This is a genomic window from Flavobacterium xueshanense, assembly GCF_900112975.1.
GTDB lineage: Bacteria > Bacteroidota > Bacteroidia > Flavobacteriales > Flavobacteriaceae > Flavobacterium > Flavobacterium xueshanense.
Genome location: NZ_FONQ01000001.1, coordinates 295,188 through 315,799 on the forward strand (window position 1 = coordinate 295,188; position 20,612 = coordinate 315,799).

The window sequence follows — 20,612 nt, forward strand, 5'->3', positions numbered from 1 at the left end:
TATTAAACAAAATTTTAAACAACAAAAGACACAAAATCTGCAATGTACCCAAAATGTGCAAAATATTTCTCCCGCGATAAATCGCTTCTTCTATCTTTTAATAATTGAGATTCAATCCAAAACCTAATCCCATATCGCTATCATAATGAGTTGTAATTCCAAAATTTCTCTTGACAATATAACGCAAACCCGCCATGTATTCTCTATCGGTATTCCACATTAAATTCATGCGCAATCTTTTGGAAACCGGTATATCCATACGTTCAAATTGCAACCTGAAATTTCCATCGGTATAGACTTCAGCTTGTGCTTTGATGAGCATTGGCAATATATATTCGACTCCGGCACTGAAAACAGCCCGATTGTCTTTGGTATTAGATTGACCAAAAAGATTTTCTTCCATTGCCCCCATTTCCATTTTTCGATACCGCCAGTCAAAACCGATGAACGGCATTAACCATTGCATTTTCCCGATGTATCGTCCAATGTGTGTTTCAGTTTCATAACCGTGTTCATCGGTATAACCCAAACGCCATTCGGTACCAATACTCCAACGCGTGTTTTGAATCATCAGCATTCCATCATTTCCGTTGGTGGCAAAATCATTTTCGGCCATCACATGAAAAGCTCTGTCATCAGCGAATAATTTGCGTTGCGCTAATTTTGGATTTGGAATCAAAGGATTGGGCTCTTGATTTTCATAACTAAAAACCCGACCCATTCCCGCCATCATGTGATAGAGAATGTGACAATGAAAAAACCAATCGCCTTTCGCATTCGCATTAAACTCAATCGTATCGGTTTCCATGGGCATAATGTCAATGATGTTTTTCATGGGAGCAAACTCTTCCTGACCATTCAGGACCCTAAAATCATGTCCGTGTAAATGCATCGGGTGGCGCATCATGGAGCCATTAAAGAGTACAACTCGAACATTCTCTCCTTTTTTAATTAGTATTTTATCGGCTTCCGAAACCACTTTATTGTCCAGACTCCACACGTACCGATTCATGTTTCCTGATAATTCAAACCGCAATTCTTTTACGGGCGCGTCTTTTGGCAAGGTTGTTTTAGTAGGTGATTTCAGCATCGCATAATTTAAGGTAGTAATATCAGATAATGCATTACTATTATAATCCTCCTCCGTCATTTTCATATTATCCATCTTTGGAGAGGTTTCCTCCATTTTCATTTTTCCCATATCATGAGACGAATGATCCATTTCAACGTCTTTTTGCGTTCCTTCTTTAGAATCTATCGGCCCCGTGATTTCAGGATACATTACTACATTCATATCCATTTGGTTCAGTGACATTTTCATTCCCATATCATCTAAATCGCCATTCATTTTCATCATGCCGTTCATCATTTTCATCCCTTCAAAATATTTTAATTTTGGCAAAGGCGACATCAGTTGTTTCACACCATCCCCTAAATATAAAGAAGCGGATTTTGTGCGATCTTCAGAAGTGACTAAAAATTCAAAAGCAGTCTTTTCGGCAGGTATCGTAACGACAACATCATAGGTTTCAGATACCGCAACAATCAGACGATCCACTTCAACTGGCTCCACATCATTTCCATCACTGGCAACAACTGTGATTTTTCCACCTGCATAATTCAGCCAAAAATAGGTAGAAGCGCCACCATTGGCAATTCGCAACCTCACTTTATCGCCCGCTTTGAACTGCGAAAGTTGACTTTCATTTTTGCCGTTAATCAAAAACTTATTGTAATATACATCGCTTACATCCATCGCATTCATTCGTTTCCATTCGTTGGCAACTTTGGTCTTAAAATGTCCCGCTTTAATGGCTTCTGCATAACTTTGTGTTGTTCCTTTTTGAATCGCAAACCAATCGGTTGCGTTGTGCAGCATCCGATGGACATTTTTTGGATTCAAATCCGTCCATTCACTCAAAATGATTGGCACCGTTGGTAAATCATCAATTCCTGTTCTAAAAGTTGGGTCTTCATTTCTTTTATTCATGATAAAAGAACCATACATACCAATTTGTTCCTGCAAACCCGTGTGGCTGTGATACCAATGCGTTCCATGTTGAATTATAGGGAATGTATATTTGTGTACCGTATGTGGTTTAATTGGCATTTGGGTCAAATTGGGCACACCATCTTCTTTATTGGGCAAAAACAATCCGTGCCAGTGCAACGAAGTCTCTTCATCCAACTCATTATGCACATAGATTTCGGCAATATCTCCTTCAGTAAAAGTAAGTGTTGGCATCGGAATCTGTCCGTTTACGGCAATCGCTCTTTTGGGATTATCACCAAAAGTGACAATGGTGTCTCGAACATATAAATCATAACGCACGGTTCTTGAAGGAGCGTTTTTCGCTGTTCTTTTAACCGGTTCTTCTTTGAGTTTATTGTTATCTGCGGGAACATTTGTATGATTTTGAGGCACATCCTCACGTGTTGCATTAGATTGATTACCGCTGGTTCGCAACGGCATTCGATTTTTACCAATTGCTTTTGGTGCCTGTTTTTTGGCGCCTGCTTTTTTTACTGATTTGGCTTTTTCCTTGATTAAATCCATGCCACACTTTGGGCATTTTCCAGGTTTACTGGCATGAATTTCCGGGTGCATTACACAAGTGTACGTTACAGGTTGTGCCTGAAGAATGGATGCTTTTCGGGAAATGGCATTTCCACTTTTATTTTCTGCTATTGCAAAAAGAGGAATAAGCATCAGGAATAAAACTAATAAGATCGTATTTTTCATATTTTTTAATTTATAAATAAACTTTGAAATATTTTCATTTAAAGTTTTAAACCACGCAATCTTAATGCATTTGCAATTACTGAAACCGAGCTAAAACTCATGGCCAAAGCCGCAATCATTGGCGAAAGCAGCACTCCAAAAAACGGATACAAAACACCCGCCGCAATTGGAATTCCCAGTACATTGTAGAAAAAAGCAAAAAATAGGTTTTGTTTTATATTTCGCATTACCGCGTGACTTAAATTTTTGGCTTTTACTATGCCTTGTAAATCCCCTTTCACCAAAGTTATTTTCGCACTTTCTATCGCCACATCAGTTCCTGTTCCCATGGCAATTCCGACATCAGCTTGCGCCAAAGCCGGAGCATCGTTGATTCCGTCACCTGCCATAGCTACAATTTTTCCTTCCGATTGCAATCGTTTTATTTCTTTCAGCTTGTCTTCCGGCAAACAACCCGCTTTGTAAGAACTTAAATTCAGTTCCGCAGCCACAGCCTTTGCCGTGTTTTCATTGTCGCCTGTTAGCATAATTACTTCCACACCCTGACGAATTAATTCTTTAATGGCTGTAACACTTGTTGCTTTTATCGCATCTGTAATTGATACAAATCCCACTGCAATTCCGTTAACAGAAATATAAGAAACGGTTTTCCCTAGTTTTTGCTCAGCAATAATTTGATTTTCCAATTCTGCAGAAACCGTGGCATTCACTTGTTCCATCAATTTTTTATTTCCCAGCGCCACTTTATTATTAGTTACTGTTCCAATCACGCCTTTGCCTGAAATTGCTTCAAAATCCTTTACTTCTATTAAAGTGACTTCTTTCGCTTTCGCAAAATTGACTACGGCTTGCGCCAAAGGATGTTCGCTGTACTGATTTAAAGATGCGATGCTTTGCAATAGCTCATTTTCGTCATTTTGCAGGGAAAATACTTTTTCAACAGAAGGTTTCCCTTCGGTAATTGTTCCTGTTTTGTCGGTAATTAAGACATTTACTTTGTTCATGTTTTCCAGTGCTTCGGCGTTTTTAATCAAAACTCCCGATTGAGCCCCTTTTCCAACACCAACCATCACTGACATAGGCGTAGCCAAGCCCAAAGCGCAAGGACACGCAATTATCAATATCGCAATAGCGTTAATAAATCCAAAAACCATTGCAGGTTCAGGACCAAATTGCGACCAAACAAAAAAGGTTATTATGGAAACCCCAACTACAATTGGCACAAAATATTTAGCAATTTTATCCGCTAATTTTTGGATTGGTGCTCTGGAACGACTCGCATCATTTACCATCTTTACGATTTGCGAAAGCAAGGTTTCCGAACCAACTTTCTCGGCAATCATGACAAAGGATTTATTTCCGTTTATGGTTCCCGCTATAACGAAATCCTCTATTTTTTTATCAACGGGAATAGGTTCTCCTGAAATCATCGATTCATCAATAGTACTTTCTCCATCGGTAATTTTTCCATCCACTGGAATTTTATCTCCCGGTTTTACACGCAACAAATCTCCTTTTTTGATATCATGAATTGAAATTACTTTATCAGCTCCATTGCTAACCAAAGTGGCTTCGGTTGGTGCTAATTTTAACAATTCTTTTATCGCACCACTGGTTCGACTGTGCGCTCTGGCTTCTAACAATTGCCCTAATAAAACCAATGTCAATATGACTGTCGTTGCTTCAAAATAAAGATGCACCGCTCCATTATGCGTTTTGAATTCGTCGGGGAACATAGCCGGGAAAAATAATCCAAATAAACTAAATAAGAAAGCGACTCCAGAACCAATTCCAATCAACGTAAACATATTGAGATTCCAAGTAACAATGGATTTCCATGCACGCTCAAAAAACATCCAACACGCATAAAAAACGACTGGAAGCGACAAAATTAGTTGTACCCAATTCCACTTTTCTAAATCCATAATTTTCATTATTGGATTATTCGAAATCATATCTGACATGGCAATTATGAAAATGGGAACAGTACAAACTACCGCTATTTTCATTTTGCGCACCAAATCATTATACACCTTATTTTCTTCAGAATCGGTGGGTTCCATTGGCACTAAATCCATTCCACATATGGGACAAGAACCCGGACCTTCTTTGACAACTTCGGGATGCATGGGACAAGTATACATTGTTTTACTACTTGCCAATTCTGCTTCTTTAACTAAATCCATTCCACAAACCGGACAATCTCCCGGTTTATTATACACCTTTTCACCCTCACAATGCATCGGGCAATAATATGTTCCCGGTACATTATTCGGTGAAGTAACTTTTGACTCTTCTGGTGGTTTATTCGAACCGCAACATGCTTTTATTGGAGGTTTATTTGATAGTTCTAAAACAGTATCGATTGGGGATTCCATAGAAATGGAATATTTGCCAGCTTTGGAAAGCGTTTCTTGTAACTGAACTAATGGGATATGCTCTTTCATTATTAAGGTAGCAATTGGCGGATCTAGAGAAACAGTTGCTTCAACGCCCGCAATGCTATTTAATGTCTTTTCAACTGATGAACGACAGCCATTACATGTCATTCCCATTATATGGTAGGTGTGTTTCATTTGAGTTTGAATTGAAACAACCTTACCGTTTTTTAAGTTGTAAGGTTGTTTAGATTTACATAAGATGAAATCCTTATTTATTTGCTGTTGTTTGTGCCGGTTTCAGTTACTGGCTCTGTTAACTTCATACCACATTTGGGGCATTTATCATTCAGTTTGCCTTGAACTTCGGGATGCATCGGACAAGCATACATTGCTACATTATTTTTCATCATTTTTGTGTTATTGCCCATAATGGTTGAATCACTGTGCATCACCGTGTCAGAATTCATGATACCAGTGCTATCATCCATCATACGAGAATCAGTATTTGAATTTTCTTTGTTCTTTTGGTTACAGGAAACCATTACAATAGTCGTCATTAGGGCTAAAAAAAATATTTTTTTCATCGTATCTATTTATTAATTGCAGATTAATTTCCACCCCTAAAATGTACAAAAAACATTGGTTAGAAAGTTGTATTTTTATTAATCTATGTTACATAATTCACATGTAATAATTAGAGAAACGCTTGAACCATTCTGCCACAACTTAGCATCTCAGAACCGTAATATGGGTTTTTAACGTCTTTGGTTTCGCTTATCCAATACCCATCTTTTCCTTCATTGTACATTGGACAATAATCCTGATATAATTTTTGATCAGTTCCAAAAGTTTTTATCAAATCATGTACTTCTTTGCTCAACAAGGCAAAATATTCTCTTTGACGCGCTATTTTACCGGCGTTTTCACCAATATATTTCACCTGTTTCTTTGCATTTACAGCAATTTCATTATACTTATTTTTCAGCTTCAAATTCAAAATGGTATTAGAATCTACTTTTTCAAAAGTGGCATACAAAGCGTTTCCAGCTTTGGCGGCGCCATTCGAATCATCTTTTACCAATGCATTTTTTAGCGTTAAATAACTGCTTACTATTTCATTAATAGTAAACGAAGTTGCAGCGACTGTGTTTTCCGTTTTAACAACAGTCTTATTGGGATCATTTTTTTCCAATGTTATTTTTTCCTCCACTTTATCGGTTAATTCCATACCACATTCGGGACATTCTGCACCTTTTTCGCCAGTAATTTCAGAATGCATTGGACACGAGTACAATGAAGCAGTTGCTTTGGTCGCAACTGTTGAATCAGCCGCCGTTTCTTTGTTTTTTTGGTTACAAGAAACTGACACAAGGGCCAATATCATTATTGCTAAAATTATATTTTTCATTTAGTAAATTATTAATTGTTGATTTTTGTGGTGAATTGCACTATTTATTGACGATTTTTTTTTAAAATTTAAACGAAAATGATCATCATCTCTATCATTTTGAAACATTAAAAAAATTATATTCTAAATTTAAATAAAATCCATTTGGCGCAGAACGTAACATAGAACTATATAATTCGTGTCTGTAAGCAACATCAATTCGCGCTTGGCTGTTTATAATAAATTGAATGGAAGGCACAATATCCAAATATGATTTTCCATTTTCGTTTAAGGTTTGCCCAACAAACTCCAGCATTGTATTAATATTCGTTTGTTTAAAACTGGTATATTTTTTTGGATACATCAGTTTCCCTAACGACAGTGTATAATTAGTAGCGTTATCATTTTGTTCAACAGGAAATTTATAATCCGGCTTATTATCAAATGCTTTTTCAAAACTAATAGAAGCACTAATAGCTACCTTTTTTATAAGCTGCGTAGCCACAATTCCCGTTTCAAAACCACTATTATGCCCCATAATTTCTATTTGTTCCTGATGGATATCGGCATTGTTAAAGCTACATCTTGCAAATGCTGCCATCCTAAAATGACTCTGCAAGTCATCCGTAGAAAGGAACCGATATTTAGTGTAAAAACTAGCGCCCTCTGTCACCAATTTATTGCTTCTACTGCTCACAAACATTGATGTTCTAACCATCAAATTTTTATTTACACCCCAAGTAACTTCGGGCATAAAGTGATAACTATATCCTGATTCCATTTGTTCCTTGAAAATGGATTGTCCCAAACGAATTCCTAGTGAACCCGCAGGAACATTACTTGCCGGATCAGTAACCACAAAAAGCTCCTGAGCCGAAATTATCTGAACAAGAAAAAACGTAAATACGATTAAAAATTTTCTCATTAAATTACAGTTTTGATATGGTAATCATCTTCATTATCTAATGGATATGATGCAGTTTTTGAAAACGTTTTAAGCAGTTTTTTATGCTCTTTTTGCGTTACGTACCCTTTGTCAAAAATCTTTACTTTTGTTTCTCCGGTCCTGTTTTTATGTTCTTCATTCAACAAAACAAAAGTGGATCCATTAAATGAAATAGTTTTATCTCCTTCCGTTTTCAAGCTTTCTGCAGGCATTGTAATTACTAAAGAACCAATAAAGAAGCCTGCTTTTTCAACTCCTTCTTTCAATACTCTTGGCATTATTTTACTTTCTTTTTTAAAATAAACCGTGAAAGTATTCGTATTCAAATCAGTACTCACGCTATCCACACCAACGGTTGCTTTCAGTTGTTTATTTATAGCATTAGAGCACATAGAACACGTTAAACCTGTAGCAATTATTTCTGCTTTTGAGATTTGAGAATAGGAGTTTACACTTGTTATTAAAAGTAAACAAGCGAGACCAATGAATTTTAAATTTATATTTTTCATTTTGCTTTATTTTTTTATTTGCATTATTATTTGTTCCTCCGTAGGATTGATGGCAACTAATTTTCCTGATACATCAAATAAGTACGAATTGGGTAATTCTTCTACTCCAAAAAGTAGTGCTGACTTTGCATCAAAACCTTTAGCATCAATTAATTGCTCGTACGCTAATTTATCTTTTTGAGTGGCATTCATCCACTTCGTTTTATCTGTATCCAGTGATATGGCAACGATTTCGAAGTTGTCATTTTTATATTGATTATACAAAGGAGCCAGCTTTTTATTGGCCAGCCTGCAAGGCGCGCACCAAGAAGCCCAAAAGTCAATTAAGACCGTCTTCCCTTTCAGAGAAGCCAAATTTATTGTTGTTTCTTTATTGTTTTTGAGTTCAAAATCAGGCAAACTGTCTCCAATTTTCATTTGGGCAGTTGCAGTTGAAATACTGATTAGTAAACTGAATAACAGCATTATTTTTTTCATTTTATATTCTTTTTAACCCGTTGGGTGCAATTATTTAAAATTAAGAAGTCCGAAAAGAATTTAAAAATAAACACATAGATTTATAGAAAAAAAGAGCAGGATAGCCCAATTCTTGGGCAACAAAGCTGTGTTTTACTATAATAGAGTAAAACGTCTTAATAGAAATACATAAAAACTATGTTTCTATGCGTTAAAAAAAAAGAAACTTGAATTACACCCAACGCTTTTTTTTAAATATTTATTGAATTGTTTCGACCGTTTTACCGCAAGTCAACATTTGAGAACCATAATATGGGTTTTTAACCGCGTTTTCTTTGCTCAACCAGTTTGCACCTTTACCGTCATTTGCCATTGGACAAAACTGAAGGTAAACCGGAGTATCGTATTTAGCTACTTTTATCACTTCGTACATTGATTTTGAAAAAGAAATGAAAAACTCTCTTTGACGTTTGATGTCTTGAGTTTCTGAAATATTCTTGGCACTAGCCATTAAACCTTTCATTTGTTTCATCCAAATCATGTGAACATCCATAGCAAGCTCGCCCATTTTTACTGCATTTAATGCTGTTGAAACGTCTTTCGCTAAAGTAGCAGCAGCTTTTCCATCAGTTTTTACCAAAGCATCTTTCAAAAGAAAATAGCTATCAAAAACAACTTTTAATTTAGTATCAACCTGTTGTTTTGCAACTGCAGTATCAGAATGACTGGCGTGGTTTGCATGATTTTCTGTAGTAGTGGTTTCCATTTTCATTTCTGTTGAAACAGCTACTTTAGCTTCTCTTTCATATTGACAACATCCGTGTAATTTGTCGTAAACAGAATCCGGAGCAAGAAATTTATCACTGTCGTAACCCGCTAAAGCAATGCGTTTCAAGATTTCGTCCTGACTTGTTTTAGTGGAATTATACGTAAGGGTTGCCATTTTGGAATCTTTATTCCACTCGACTTTCGCTACTTTTTTTAAGTTTCCGGCAGTTTCTATAGTCGATTTACACATATCGCAGTTTCCGTAAATTTTAACGGTTTCTGTTTTCGCGTTTTTAATTTGCGCGCTTGCAATTGTAACTGAAAGCAATAGGATTATTGCCATCAATATTCTTTTTATTGAGTTCATTGTATAATTAATTTTGAGGTGAATGAGTCGCAAACTATATAGAAAATAATAGCATATTTCACTATATTCCATATTGTAAATGACAAAAATTTAATAATTTGAAAAGCATAATATGCTTTCAGGCAGACAGTTTTTTGGCTGTCAAAAAAGGAATTTAGCTTATTTTAGGTGGAAGCCAAATAGAACGGAAATGGGATGAAATAAAGATTTCCGAGTAATAGTAATTTTGTTTTTCAGTGGAAAAACTAAAAATTTGCTTATTTAATTCTGTATTAAATATGGATGTTAAACCCAAATGGATTGCTGAACTGCCACAAGAAATATTCTTACAGGCGCCATTACAGCCGTCATGCGAACTTTCATTTGATTTTTTTTCTTTCTTGCAACAGTCTTTTTGCTCCGTTTCTGAAGAAGATTCTTTTTTGCAACATGCCATCTCGGTTTTTGTTCCACATGCAAAAGCTACGCTTGGCATCATAAAAAAACCAAGCATAACTAATAACAGTATGTAAAACTTTCTAGACATTGTTTATCTTATATAGAAACACAAAGGTATAAAAATTAACAAATACTGTAAATTAATTCATTCACAAATACGTGTTAAAAACGATTCTTTACTTTCCCTCGCCAAATATTCCATTCATTATAGACTGTAAAACTGACAATATGATACTAAAAATTAAGGCGGTCCAAAACGTATCCACGCTAAATCCGCCCACAATTTTGGTACACAACAAAATTATCAGCGCATTTATTACCAATAAAAACAATCCTAAAGTAATAATCGTAACTGGCAGTGTAAGTATTACCAATATTGGTTTGATAAAAATATTAAGTAACCCTAAAACTATAGCTACTATCAAAGCGGTAGTAAAATTAGCGACATGAACCCCTGGCATAAAGTGAGCAATAAGCAATACTAAACCTGATGTAATAAGGATTCTGAATAATAAATTCATAGATTTTTGTTTTAAAATTTAAATAAATGTAAGAAAAATTTAAATCTGATTAATTTATTTTAAGAAAGAAGTGACTTTTTGATAAAATTCAGCCGGGTTTTCGGCATGAAGCCAATGCCCTACATTAGGAATCGTTTCAATACTTGAATCTGGGAAATGTTGTTTTATGTTTTCGAAATCGCTGTCCAAAATATACCTGGAATTTCCACCTCGAATGAATAATGTTGGTTTCTCGAAAATTGCATTCCTAGTTAACGGAATTCCTACTTCATCCATTTTATGATTAAAAACTGCCAAATTAAATCGGAACGCGAGTTGTCCCGGCTCTTGCCAAAATAAATTTTTCATCAGGAATTGTCTGGTTCCAAAATCAGGAATATACTTTTCCATAATTTCTTCAACATCACTTCTACTTGGCTTTTTTGAAAAATCCACAGCATTCAATCCCGCCAAAATATCCTGATGATGCTGCGGATAAAATTTTGGTCCAATATCAGCCACAATTAATTTATCAACTAATTCCGGATGTGTTGTAGCCAAAACCATCGCTACTTTACCGCCCATCGAGTGTCCTAAAATATTAATATTTTCTAATTTATGAGCCTGACAATACTCGTAAACATCCTTCGCCATAATTTCATAACTGAAATCTTTTGAATGTAAGCTTCGTCCGTGGTTGCGTAAATCGAGAATATGAACCTGAAAATCAGTTGCGAATTGCGTTCCGAGTGTTTTCCAGTTATCGGACATTCCTAGAAATCCGTGGAGAATTAAAAGTGGCTTCCCGAATCCTTCTATTTTTGAAAAAAGCATATAATTTTAGATTTTAACGTTATAATTTAAATTACAAACTAGTAAGAAATTAAGGTTAGTAAGCTTTTGACTTAATCCATCTTAAATTCTTAATGGTTTAAAAAAACTATTTTAATTTTTGTAAATACATGTTCACCACATTATCCAATCCTAAATAAATGGCTTCTGAAATTAATGCGTGACCAATAGAAACTTCGAGTAATCCCGGAATATTTTGTTTAAAAAACTGAATGTTATCCAAACTTAAATCGTGTCCTGCATTGATTCCCAATCCAAGTTCATTGGCCAAAATCGCTGATTGTGTGTACGGCAAAATTCCATTTTGATTTCCAAGACTGTATTGCTGTGCAAATGCTTCAGTGTACAATTCAATTCTATCGGTTCCAATTTTCTTGGCGCCTTCAATCATTTCAAGAACAGGATCTACAAAAATCGACGTTCTGATTCCGTTGCGTTGAAATTCCTGAACGATTTCGGTTAAATACGCAGCATGCTTTATGGTATCCCAACCTGCATTAGAGGTGATGGCATCAATAGCATCCGGCACCAAGGTCACTTGAGTCGGTTTTATTTCAAGAACAAGATCTATAAAAGTTTTCTCTGGATTTCCTTCAATATTATATTCGGTGTAAACGATAGACTTTAAATCTCGGGCATCCTGATACCGGATGTGACGCTCATCCGGACGGGGATGAATGGTAATTCCTTCGGCACCGAACTTTTGAATGTCAGCAGCAACTTTTAATAAATCGGGAACATTTCCTCCGCGAGCATTACGTAAAGTGGCAATTTTATTGATATTTACACTTAATTTTGTCATTGAAAAATATTTTTATTTTGATACAAGTATTTACTTGGAACAAAAATACAAAGTAAAACTTAGGAGATTTTGCTTATTTTTGATTATTTTGCATGAAATATTGCCGATTGATTTATGACAGAAATAACAGAATATATTGCTAATGACTATAAAGCGATTGACAGCCAAGATTCTATTGCGGCTATTCAAGACTTTTTTAGCGAATTACACTTTTCACATTTTCCAATTGTCGAAGAGGGGGTTTACATTGGCAGTATTGCATCCGAGGATATAGAGACTTTTGAAAGTGATAAAAAAGCGTCTGATTATCGATTTACTTTAGAAGGATTTTTTACCAGGACAAATACAATGTGGCTGGACGTCTTGGAAGTTTTTGCAAAAAACCACACTAATTTAGTTCCCGTTTTGGACGAAAACAATGCCTACGTGGGCTATTATGAAATTGAAGACATCATGAAATTTTTTCATGAAACACCCTTTTTAAAAGAACCAGGCGGAATCATCGTCGTCAGAAAGCCAATTTTAGATTATTCGATGAGTCAAATTACCCAAATTGTAGAAAGCAATAACGGCAAACTTTTGGGATTATTCATTTCTGAAACAGATGTTGACAGTGTTGAAGTTACTTTGAAAATAACTTTGGGTGCGATGAACGAAATCATCCAGACTTTTAGAAGATACAATTATGAAATCATTTCAGAGCATCAAGAAGACAATTATATCAATAATTTAAAGGAACGTTCTGATTATTTAGACAAGTACTTGAACATTTAACCGCTTATTGGGAAATTTGTTGATTCGGTTATTCGCAATCGCAATCTCAATTAACCAAATAATCAAATTAACGATTTAACAAAAAGATGAAAGTAGCTATCTACGGTCAATATTATCAAAACAGTACAGAACCTATTATAAATGACATCTTTGTTTTTTTTAACAAAAACAATGTGGAGATGGTTATTGAGTCGCATTTTTTATTGATGCTTAATGAGAAAAAAATAGTAGAAAATAAGTACAAAACTTTTACTTCCCACACGGAACTCGACTCCAGTTTTGACATGCTGATAAGCATTGGCGGAGATGGAACAATACTAAGAGCTGCAACATTAGTAAGAGATTCGGGTATTCCTATATTAGGTATAAATGCCGGCAGACTTGGTTTTTTGGCAACCGTTCAAAAAGAAAATATCGCTGAATTCATGCAATTTGTTATTGATAGAAAATACACGATTTCTAAAAGGGCATTACTAAGCTTAACTTGCTCTCCAACCAATGAATCGATTGAGGAAATCAATTTTGCGATGAATGAAATCACGGTAAGTCGAAAAGACACGACATCGATGATCACGATTGACACTTATTTAAATGATGAATTTTTGAATTCCTACTGGGCCGACGGTTTAATCATTTCTACCCCAACAGGATCAACCGGATATTCCTTAAGTTGTGGCGGACCTATTTTGACACCTGATGTAAAAAGTCTACTCATAACTCCTATTGCGCCACATAATCTCACCGCAAGACCACTTGTTGTGCCGGACGACACTGAAATCAGATTAAAAGTTTCGGGAAGAGAGGAAAACTACCTGGTTTCCTTAGATTCCAGAGTAACTTCGGTAAAAAACGAATCGATTCTGATTTTAAAGAAAACACCTTTTCAGATAAACATGGTTGAAATTCCTGAAGAAACCTTCTTAAAAACACTTCGCAGCAAATTACTTTGGGGACAAGACAAGCGGAATTAAATCAATTTATTCTCCAGCTATACGATTTTATCAATTTTTCCCGTTTTAATCAAACAAATACTTACAAAGTGTTAGTTAGCTCGCTAATTATTAAAAAAACACACATTTAACTGAATGGGTATTGTATCGAATTGATAATTATTATATTTGCACGCAATTTTTGATTTAATGAAGAAGCTTTTTTATTTATTTTTCTGTTTTTCCCCTTTGATGGCGACCCAAGCTCAAATTCATGAGATTGGTGTTTTTCTTGGCGGGAGCAACTATATTGGAGATGTAGGCCTTACGACTTATATTGCACCAAACGAACCGGCTTTTGGTTTGTTGTACAAATGGAATAAAAGTCCGAGACATTCTTATCGATTTTCCTACACCCAATCTAAAATCACATCTAATGATTTGGATTCAAAGGAAGCAAGCAGAAACCAAAGGGGTTATCGATTTGAAAACGACTTAAAAGAAGTATCTTTAGGTCTTGAATTCAACTTTTTTGATTTTAATCTACATGAATCGAGCACTAAAATCACTCCTTATGTAGCATCCGGTTTAAACTATTTTCTAACAAAATACACGTTAACCAATGCAAAAGCAGATTTAACAGTACAAGGCAGAACCGAAAGAAGAAAATCAATAGCGATACCTATGATTGTAGGAATTAAGTCAAAAATTACACCTAGTTTTGTACTGGCATTAGAAACTGGAGCCAGATATACTTTGACGGATAATATAGACGGAAGTTTTAATCAAGATTTTGGAAATATAAATAACAATGATTGGTATGTTTTCTCAGGAGTTACTTTAACATATACTTTTGGCGACAAAGCCTGCTATTGTGCAGAATAAAGAAATGAATTTACTACAGAATATCGACGCGACAAGATTACCCAAACATTTAGCCATTATAATGGATGGAAATGGGCGTTGGGCAAAACAGCAAGGACTTTTACGTGCTTTAGGTCATGAAAGCGGGACAAAATCAGTGAAGGTAATCATAGAAGCCAGTGCTAAACTAGGTATCGAATTCCTTACATTATACGCTTTCTCCACTGAAAATTGGAACAGACCAAAATTAGAAGTCGAAACTCTGATGAAGGTTCTCATCAACTCCTTGAAAAAGGAACTTACCACCTTACAAAAAAACAACATTAAGCTTAATGCTATTGGTAATTTGGAAAAATTACCAAAATCAGCACAAAAAGAACTTCTTGATGTAATTGATAAAACTAAAGATAACACACAAATGACTCTGACCTTGGCGTTAAGCTACGGATCCAGAGAGGAACTTGTCAGTGCAGTTAAAAACATTTGCAGTAAAGTTAAAAATAATATAATTTCAATAGACACTATTGACGATTCCATTATTAATGAGCATCTTTACACGCAAAATTTACCTGACGTAGATTTACTAATACGAACAAGTGGAGAACATAGGATAAGTAACTTTTTGTTGTGGCAAATAGCCTATGCAGAATTGTATTTTACTGACATATTGTGGCCAGACTTTAAAGAACAAGATTTATATGAGGCTATCATTAGTTATCAAAAAAGAGAACGTAGATTTGGAAAAACAAGTGAACAAATTAAATAATTTTTTAGTGTTAAATAAAAGCATAAAAATAGTCCTTACCGTTTTGATTTTTGGAAGTTTTACACAAGTTAAAGCTCAAGAAAGAGTTCCTTTCGATCAGGGTAAAAAATACATTTTAGCCGATGTAGCCGTAGTAGGAGATATCAGTTTCAATTCACAAACTGTAGTTACTTTTTCAGGTTTGCAAAAAGGACAGGAAATTACAATTCCAGGTGAGGAAATCAGCGCTGCTATAAAAAAACTGGGAAAATTAGGTCTCTTTGATGAAATCTCTTTTTATGTCAATAAAATACAGAATGACAGTATATATCTTGATTTAAACATTATCGAATTACCTAAATTAAATGAGGTGAAATTTGTTGGTGTTAAGAAAACAAAAACCGAAGGTTTGATTAAAGACAATTCCTTGAATAAAGGAAAAGTAGTTAATGAAAATTTGATTACTACTACCAAAAATTACATTGAAAACAAATACAAAAAAGATGGTTACTACAATACAAAAGTAAACATCAATACTGTAAAAGATACCGCTACAGTAAACCAAGTCAATATGCTTGTTACTATTGACAAAGGGGACAAAGTGAAAATTCAGAGTATTGACTTTGCAGGAAACACAAAAATATCGGATAAAACGTTGCGTAAGGCGATGAAAGACACGAAACAAAAAAATCCAATTAGAATCTTAAAAGCCTCAAAATTCATAAAAGATAAATACAAAACTGATTTAGAAAAAGTAATTGCAACTTACAAGGAAAAAGGATACAGAGACGCGAGAATACTTTCGGATTCTGTAACTTATGATAAGAATAAAAATGCATTAAATATCAAAATTAACGTCGAAGAAGGAAACAAATATTATTTTGGAGATGTTAAGTTTTTAGGCAATACCGTTTATCCCGATCAGTTTTTAAGCAGAATTTTAGGTGTTAAAAAAGGAGACACTTACAATGGTGTTCTTCTTGAAAAAAGAATTGCAGACAAGTCTAAACCAGATGCAGAAGACATCACGAATTTATACCAAAACAGCGGGTATTTATTCTCGAATGTAAATGCCGTTGAGGTAAAAACTGCGAACGACACTATTGATTTTGAAATACGAATCACAGAAGGTCCAATTGCTTATTTCAACAAAATTACAGTTGTAGGAAATGACAAGACAAATGACCGTGTAATTTACCGTGAATTAAGAACAAAACCAGGAGAAAAATACAGCAAAGAAGAATTAGTAAGAACGATTCGTGAGATTGGTCAATTAGGATTTTTTGATCCTGAAGCGATTGATCCCAAGTTCAAGAATGTAGATTCAGGAGCAGGAACTGTAGATATAGAATACAACCTTGCAGAGAAAGGTTCTAGCCAAATTGAACTTCAAGGAGGTTACGGCGGAGGTGGTTTCATTGGTACACTTGGACTCTCGTTCAATAACTTTTCAGCAAGAAATATGTTTAATAAAGATGCTTACAGACCATTACCTATGGGAGATGGTCAAAAGGTATCGTTACGTTTGCAAGCCAGTACGTTTTTTCAAACCTATAGTGTATCATTTTCAGAACCATGGTTTGGCGGTAAAAAACCAGTACAATTCAGTTCTTCAATATCCTACAGCAAACAGTTTTTAAATAATTTCATAACACAGAGAGCGGACAGAACAAAAAGTTTTGACATATTAACGTTATCTGTTGGTTTGGCAAAAAGACTGACAGTACCAGATGATTACTTCGTTTTGTCACAGTCTGTAAGTTACCAACATTATGCTTTGAACAATTATAACACGGGGTTATTTACTTTTGGAAATGGAACTTCCAGAAACTTAGCGTACACCGTAGGTCTTACAAGAAACAGCAAAGGATTAAATCCGATATTCCCAACATACGGTTCTGAATTTAGTGTTTCAGCAAAATTGACTCCTCCTTATTCTCTCTTTAATGGAGTAGATTATGCTACATTAGGAGACCAAGAAGAATACAAATTAAAAAACACTGTTGACAGACAAAATGTTCCAGATGCCAACGGAAACATTGTTAATATTGGAGATTATGTTGACACTAACGGAAACAAAGTAACTAACTTTAATTTAGCGGCAGCTGATGCGAGTAAAGTCGATCAAAAGAGATTTAATTGGTTGGAATACTACAAAGTTAAATTCAAAGCAGACACGTATTCCAAAATTTATGGTAAATTGGTATTGAGAGTATTGGCCGAATTTGGTTTCCTTGGTGCATACAATCAAGAAAGAGGCGCTGTTCCATTTGAAAGATTCTATCTTGGTGGAGATGGATTGGCTAACTTCTCTATGGATGGTAGAGAGACAATCCAATTAAGAGGTTATCCTAACAACTCTTTGACACCCACAAATAACGTAGGAGATCAAATTGGCGCGACGGTTTTCAATAAATTCTCGATGGAATTGCGTTATCCAATAACCTTAAAACAATCAGCCTCAATATACGCATTAGCCTTTATGGAAGCAGGTTCTTCCTTTAGTGATTTCAAAAGCTACAATCCATTTGCTTTAAGTCGTTCAGCTGGGGTTGGATTACGTGTATTTATGCCAGCATTTGGCTTATTGGGAATTGATTTCGGACATGGATTTGACGCATTACCAGGACAAGCAAAAGCTAATGGATGGGAAACCCATTTTATCATTGGGCAACAATTCTAAAAAAATTGGTTTACGATTTTCTAATATGGAACAGTTATGAGAAAACAATTTTTATATATATTTTTAGTTTTACTTGTCACACAAACAATTGACGCACAAACCAGAGGAAATAAACTGGGCTACATTGATATGGAATACATTTTACAAAATGTACCCGATTACACTGAAGCAAAAGTTCAATTGGAGCAAAAAGCTCAAAAATGGAAATCGGAGATTGATTCTAAAAAAATTGAAATCAATAAATTAAAAGAAGCTTTAAAAGCAGAAAAAGCGTTGCTAACTAAGGAATTGATCGACGAAAGAGAAACCGAAATTAGTTTCCTTGAAAACGAAAATTTAGAATACCAACAAAAAAGATTTGGTGCCAACGGAGATTTGATTATCCAAAAATCTGTTTTGGTCAAACCAATCCAAGATCAAGTTTTTACAGCGGTTCAGGATATTGCAGAACGATTAAAATATGATTTCATATTTGATAAAGCTTCTGATTTGACAATGCTTTTCGCAGCAAAAAGATTTGACATCAGTGATCAGGTTTTACGAGTTTTAAATCGCACTGAAAAAAGAGAACAGCTGACTAAAAAACAGCAAAAAGAAGCAGAGGCAAGAGAAAGCAAAGAAGATGCATTAGATACAAATCCAGCATTGGCTGAACGCCAAAAACTCTTGGATGATAAAAAGGTTGCCAGAGAAAAAGTTTTAGAAGACCGAAAATTGCTGCAAGAGCAAAAGAAAAAAGAATTTGACGATAAGAGAAAGCAAATTCTGGAAGACAGAGAAGCTAAAAAAAATGGCACGGTTTCTGCAAATGTTAAAAAAGAGGATACACCCACTAATTTAACTGGAAATAATGAGACTAAAGCAACTGCCGATGAGGCGAAACAAAAGCAAGCTGACGCGAGAGCAAAAGTATTAGAAGACCGTAAAAAAGTGTTCGAAGATCGCAAAAAGGTTTTAGAAGAAAAAAGAAAAAAAATACTCGAAGACCGAGAGGCTATTAAAAAAGCGAAAGAAGAAAAATTAAAAGAAAATACAAACAATAATTAATTACTAAATATTTTAAAAACGATGAAACAAATCAAAACTCTATTAATTGCTGCAATTTTAATGTTCGGAGCAAATCAAACAATGAATGCACAAGCAAAAACAGCTCATGTTGACGTAAGTGAAATTATGACAAAAATGCCAGCGATGTTAGATGCTCAAAAACAATTAGACAAATTGAGTACCACTTATGATGCTGATTACAAAAAGATGGTTGAAGAATACCAAGCAAAATTAAAAAAATACGAAACCGAAGCTGCAACAGTTACTGAAGCTGTAAACGGCGATCGTTCTAAAGAAGTGCAGGATATGCAAAAAAGAATTGTTGACTTTAGAGATAATGCTCAAAAAGAATTACAACAAAAAGAATCTGATATCGTAAAACCATTAATGGAAAAAGTAAGAGCTTCTATCCAAAAAGTAGGTAAAGCAAAAGGATTCCAATATGTTCTTGATGGTTCTTCTCTTTTACTTGCTGATGGTCCAAACTTGACTATGGATGTAAAAAAAGATTTAGGTTTCTAAAAAAATCATGTATCGCATAAAAGCTGCTCAACCTAAAATAGGATTGAGCAGTTTTTTTTGTTTAAAACAAATCATAGGAAATTTAAATCGTAGCGTGTAACTTTGTTTTTATGAATAGTAACAATCAACCTATAGGAATTTTTGACTCGGGAATTGGCGGAACTTCTATTTGGAAAGCGATCCATCAATTGCTGCCTAACGAAAAAACCATATATCTCGCAGACAGTAAAAATGCACCTTATGGACAAAAAGCTAAAGAGGAGATTGTTGCATTAAGTATGAAAAACACTGAATTTCTGCTTAAAATGAATTGTAAGATAATTGTAGTAGCCTGCAATACAGCCACAACGAATGCAATTCAAGAATTAAGAGCTAAATATAACGTTCCTTTCATAGGAATTGAGCCGGCCATAAAGCCGGCAGTGACACATTCGAAAACACAAATCATAGGAATCCTGGCAACACAAGGCACGCTGAACAGTGCTCTTTTTAATAAAAGTACTGAGAAGTACCAAGACACCAAAATAATTGAACAGGTTGGTCATGGATTAGTACAGCTTATTGAAAATGGAGAAATCAATTCCCCAGAGATGACTCATTTACTGCACTCCTATCTCAATCCAATGATTGAAGCCAATATCGATTGTTTAGTTTTAGGCTGCAGTCACTATCCCTATCTTATTCCTCAAATAAAAAAAATACTTCCGGACCACATTCAAATTATTGATTCGGGCGAAGCGGTAGCGAAACAAACGCAAAATGTATTGCGTGACAAAGTAGGATTCTCCTCAACTCAGGATAATCAGCCTATTTTTTATATTAATACAAATCCAAAAGTTTTGAGGGAAATTTTAGGAAATAAATTTACTGTTGAAGAAAAAAAATTCTAAAAAATTTGT

At 34.9% G+C, this 20,612-nt stretch carries 20 protein-coding genes; 9 read left to right on the forward strand and 11 right to left on the reverse strand.

Going from position 1 to position 20,612, the window contains the following annotated elements:
- Nucleotides 1-97: 97 nt before the first annotated feature.
- The 8 genes from BMZ76_RS01270 to BMZ76_RS01305 all read right to left on the reverse strand — a co-directional run bounded on the left by BMZ76_RS01270 (nucleotide 98) and on the right by BMZ76_RS01305 (nucleotide 9,557).
- On the reverse strand, nucleotides 98-2,743 hold the full coding sequence (locus BMZ76_RS01270) for a multicopper oxidase domain-containing protein (protein WP_091202784.1): 2,646 nt from the start codon (nucleotides 2,741-2,743) through the stop codon (nucleotides 98-100).
- A gap of 38 nt (nucleotides 2,744-2,781) precedes the next feature.
- Entirely contained in the window at nucleotides 2,782-5,319 is a 2,538-nt protein-coding gene (locus BMZ76_RS01275; protein ID WP_091202786.1) for a heavy metal translocating P-type ATPase, read from the reverse strand.
- Between the two features lie 77 nt (nucleotides 5,320-5,396).
- Complete coding sequence (locus tag BMZ76_RS01280; protein WP_143071037.1) at nucleotides 5,397-5,681, reverse strand: heavy metal-binding domain-containing protein; 285 nt, start codon at nucleotides 5,679-5,681, stop codon at nucleotides 5,397-5,399.
- Between the two features lie 137 nt (nucleotides 5,682-5,818).
- Nucleotides 5,819-6,532, reverse strand: a complete 714-nt coding sequence (locus tag BMZ76_RS01285) for a DUF3347 domain-containing protein (protein ID WP_091202791.1) — start codon at nucleotides 6,530-6,532, stop codon at nucleotides 5,819-5,821.
- 94 nt (nucleotides 6,533-6,626) lie between these two features.
- Complete coding sequence (locus BMZ76_RS01290) at nucleotides 6,627-7,436, reverse strand: hypothetical protein (RefSeq protein WP_091202794.1); 810 nt, start codon at nucleotides 7,434-7,436, stop codon at nucleotides 6,627-6,629.
- On the reverse strand, nucleotides 7,436-7,966 hold the full coding sequence (locus tag BMZ76_RS01295; RefSeq protein ID WP_091202797.1) for a heavy-metal-associated domain-containing protein: 531 nt from the start codon (nucleotides 7,964-7,966) through the stop codon (nucleotides 7,436-7,438). The genes BMZ76_RS01290 and BMZ76_RS01295 overlap by 1 nt, the downstream gene beginning before the upstream one ends.
- Before the next feature lie 6 nt (nucleotides 7,967-7,972).
- Nucleotides 7,973-8,443, reverse strand: coding sequence for a TlpA family protein disulfide reductase (locus BMZ76_RS01300; RefSeq protein ID WP_091202799.1), 471 nt, complete (start codon nucleotides 8,441-8,443; stop codon nucleotides 7,973-7,975).
- A gap of 238 nt (nucleotides 8,444-8,681) precedes the next feature.
- Nucleotides 8,682-9,557, reverse strand: coding sequence for a DUF3347 domain-containing protein (locus tag BMZ76_RS01305; RefSeq protein ID WP_091202803.1), 876 nt, complete (start codon nucleotides 9,555-9,557; stop codon nucleotides 8,682-8,684).
- A gap of 278 nt (nucleotides 9,558-9,835) precedes the next feature.
- Here BMZ76_RS01305 and BMZ76_RS15665 point away from each other — a divergent pair, with 278 nt between their 5' ends.
- Nucleotides 9,836-10,069 carry a hypothetical protein gene (locus tag BMZ76_RS15665; protein ID WP_143071038.1) on the forward strand — a complete coding sequence of 78 codons (234 nt, stop codon included), beginning with the start codon at nucleotides 9,836-9,838 and terminating at the stop codon, nucleotides 10,067-10,069.
- A 102-nt stretch (nucleotides 10,070-10,171) separates the two neighbouring features.
- Here the strand turns inward: BMZ76_RS15665 and BMZ76_RS01315 are convergent, their stop codons facing one another.
- The 3 genes from BMZ76_RS01315 to BMZ76_RS01325 all read right to left on the reverse strand — a co-directional run bounded on the left by BMZ76_RS01315 (nucleotide 10,172) and on the right by BMZ76_RS01325 (nucleotide 12,149).
- On the reverse strand, nucleotides 10,172-10,516 hold the full coding sequence (locus tag BMZ76_RS01315) for a phage holin family protein (protein WP_091202808.1): 345 nt from the start codon (nucleotides 10,514-10,516) through the stop codon (nucleotides 10,172-10,174).
- 54 nt (nucleotides 10,517-10,570) lie between these two features.
- Nucleotides 10,571-11,329 (reverse strand): alpha/beta fold hydrolase, encoded by a 759-nt coding sequence (locus BMZ76_RS01320; protein WP_091202811.1) that lies wholly within the window; start codon nucleotides 11,327-11,329, stop codon nucleotides 10,571-10,573.
- Nucleotides 11,330-11,435: 106 nt separating this feature from the next.
- Nucleotides 11,436-12,149, reverse strand: coding sequence for a pyridoxine 5'-phosphate synthase (locus tag BMZ76_RS01325; RefSeq protein WP_091202812.1), 714 nt, complete (start codon nucleotides 12,147-12,149; stop codon nucleotides 11,436-11,438).
- Nucleotides 12,150-12,263: 114 nt separating this feature from the next.
- Here BMZ76_RS01325 and BMZ76_RS01330 point away from each other — a divergent pair, with 114 nt between their 5' ends.
- The 8 genes from BMZ76_RS01330 to murI all read left to right on the forward strand — a co-directional run bounded on the left by BMZ76_RS01330 (nucleotide 12,264) and on the right by murI (nucleotide 20,603).
- Complete coding sequence (locus tag BMZ76_RS01330) at nucleotides 12,264-12,923, forward strand: CBS domain-containing protein (RefSeq protein WP_091202815.1); 660 nt, start codon at nucleotides 12,264-12,266, stop codon at nucleotides 12,921-12,923.
- An 86-nt stretch (nucleotides 12,924-13,009) separates the two neighbouring features.
- On the forward strand, nucleotides 13,010-13,894 hold the full coding sequence (locus tag BMZ76_RS01335; protein ID WP_091202817.1) for an NAD kinase: 885 nt from the start codon (nucleotides 13,010-13,012) through the stop codon (nucleotides 13,892-13,894).
- Between the two features lie 168 nt (nucleotides 13,895-14,062).
- Nucleotides 14,063-14,737, forward strand: a complete 675-nt coding sequence (porG, locus tag BMZ76_RS01340) for a type IX secretion system protein PorG (RefSeq protein WP_091202820.1) — start codon at nucleotides 14,063-14,065, stop codon at nucleotides 14,735-14,737.
- Nucleotides 14,738-14,741: 4 nt separating this feature from the next.
- Nucleotides 14,742-15,482, forward strand: a complete 741-nt coding sequence (locus BMZ76_RS01345; RefSeq protein WP_091203086.1) for an isoprenyl transferase — start codon at nucleotides 14,742-14,744, stop codon at nucleotides 15,480-15,482.
- Nucleotides 15,415-18,144, forward strand: coding sequence for an outer membrane protein assembly factor BamA (bamA, locus tag BMZ76_RS01350; protein WP_091202822.1), 2,730 nt, complete (start codon nucleotides 15,415-15,417; stop codon nucleotides 18,142-18,144). Before BMZ76_RS01345 ends, bamA begins: the two co-directional genes overlap by 68 nt.
- A gap of 36 nt (nucleotides 18,145-18,180) precedes the next feature.
- Nucleotides 18,181-19,191, forward strand: a complete 1,011-nt coding sequence (locus BMZ76_RS01355) for an OmpH/Skp family outer membrane protein (RefSeq protein WP_091202824.1) — start codon at nucleotides 18,181-18,183, stop codon at nucleotides 19,189-19,191.
- 21 nt (nucleotides 19,192-19,212) lie between these two features.
- Entirely contained in the window at nucleotides 19,213-19,713 is a 501-nt protein-coding gene (locus BMZ76_RS01360; protein WP_091202826.1) for an OmpH/Skp family outer membrane protein, read from the forward strand.
- A gap of 110 nt (nucleotides 19,714-19,823) precedes the next feature.
- Nucleotides 19,824-20,603, forward strand: coding sequence for a glutamate racemase (murI, locus tag BMZ76_RS01365; protein WP_091202828.1), 780 nt, complete (start codon nucleotides 19,824-19,826; stop codon nucleotides 20,601-20,603).
- Nucleotides 20,604-20,612: the final 9 nt, after the last annotated feature.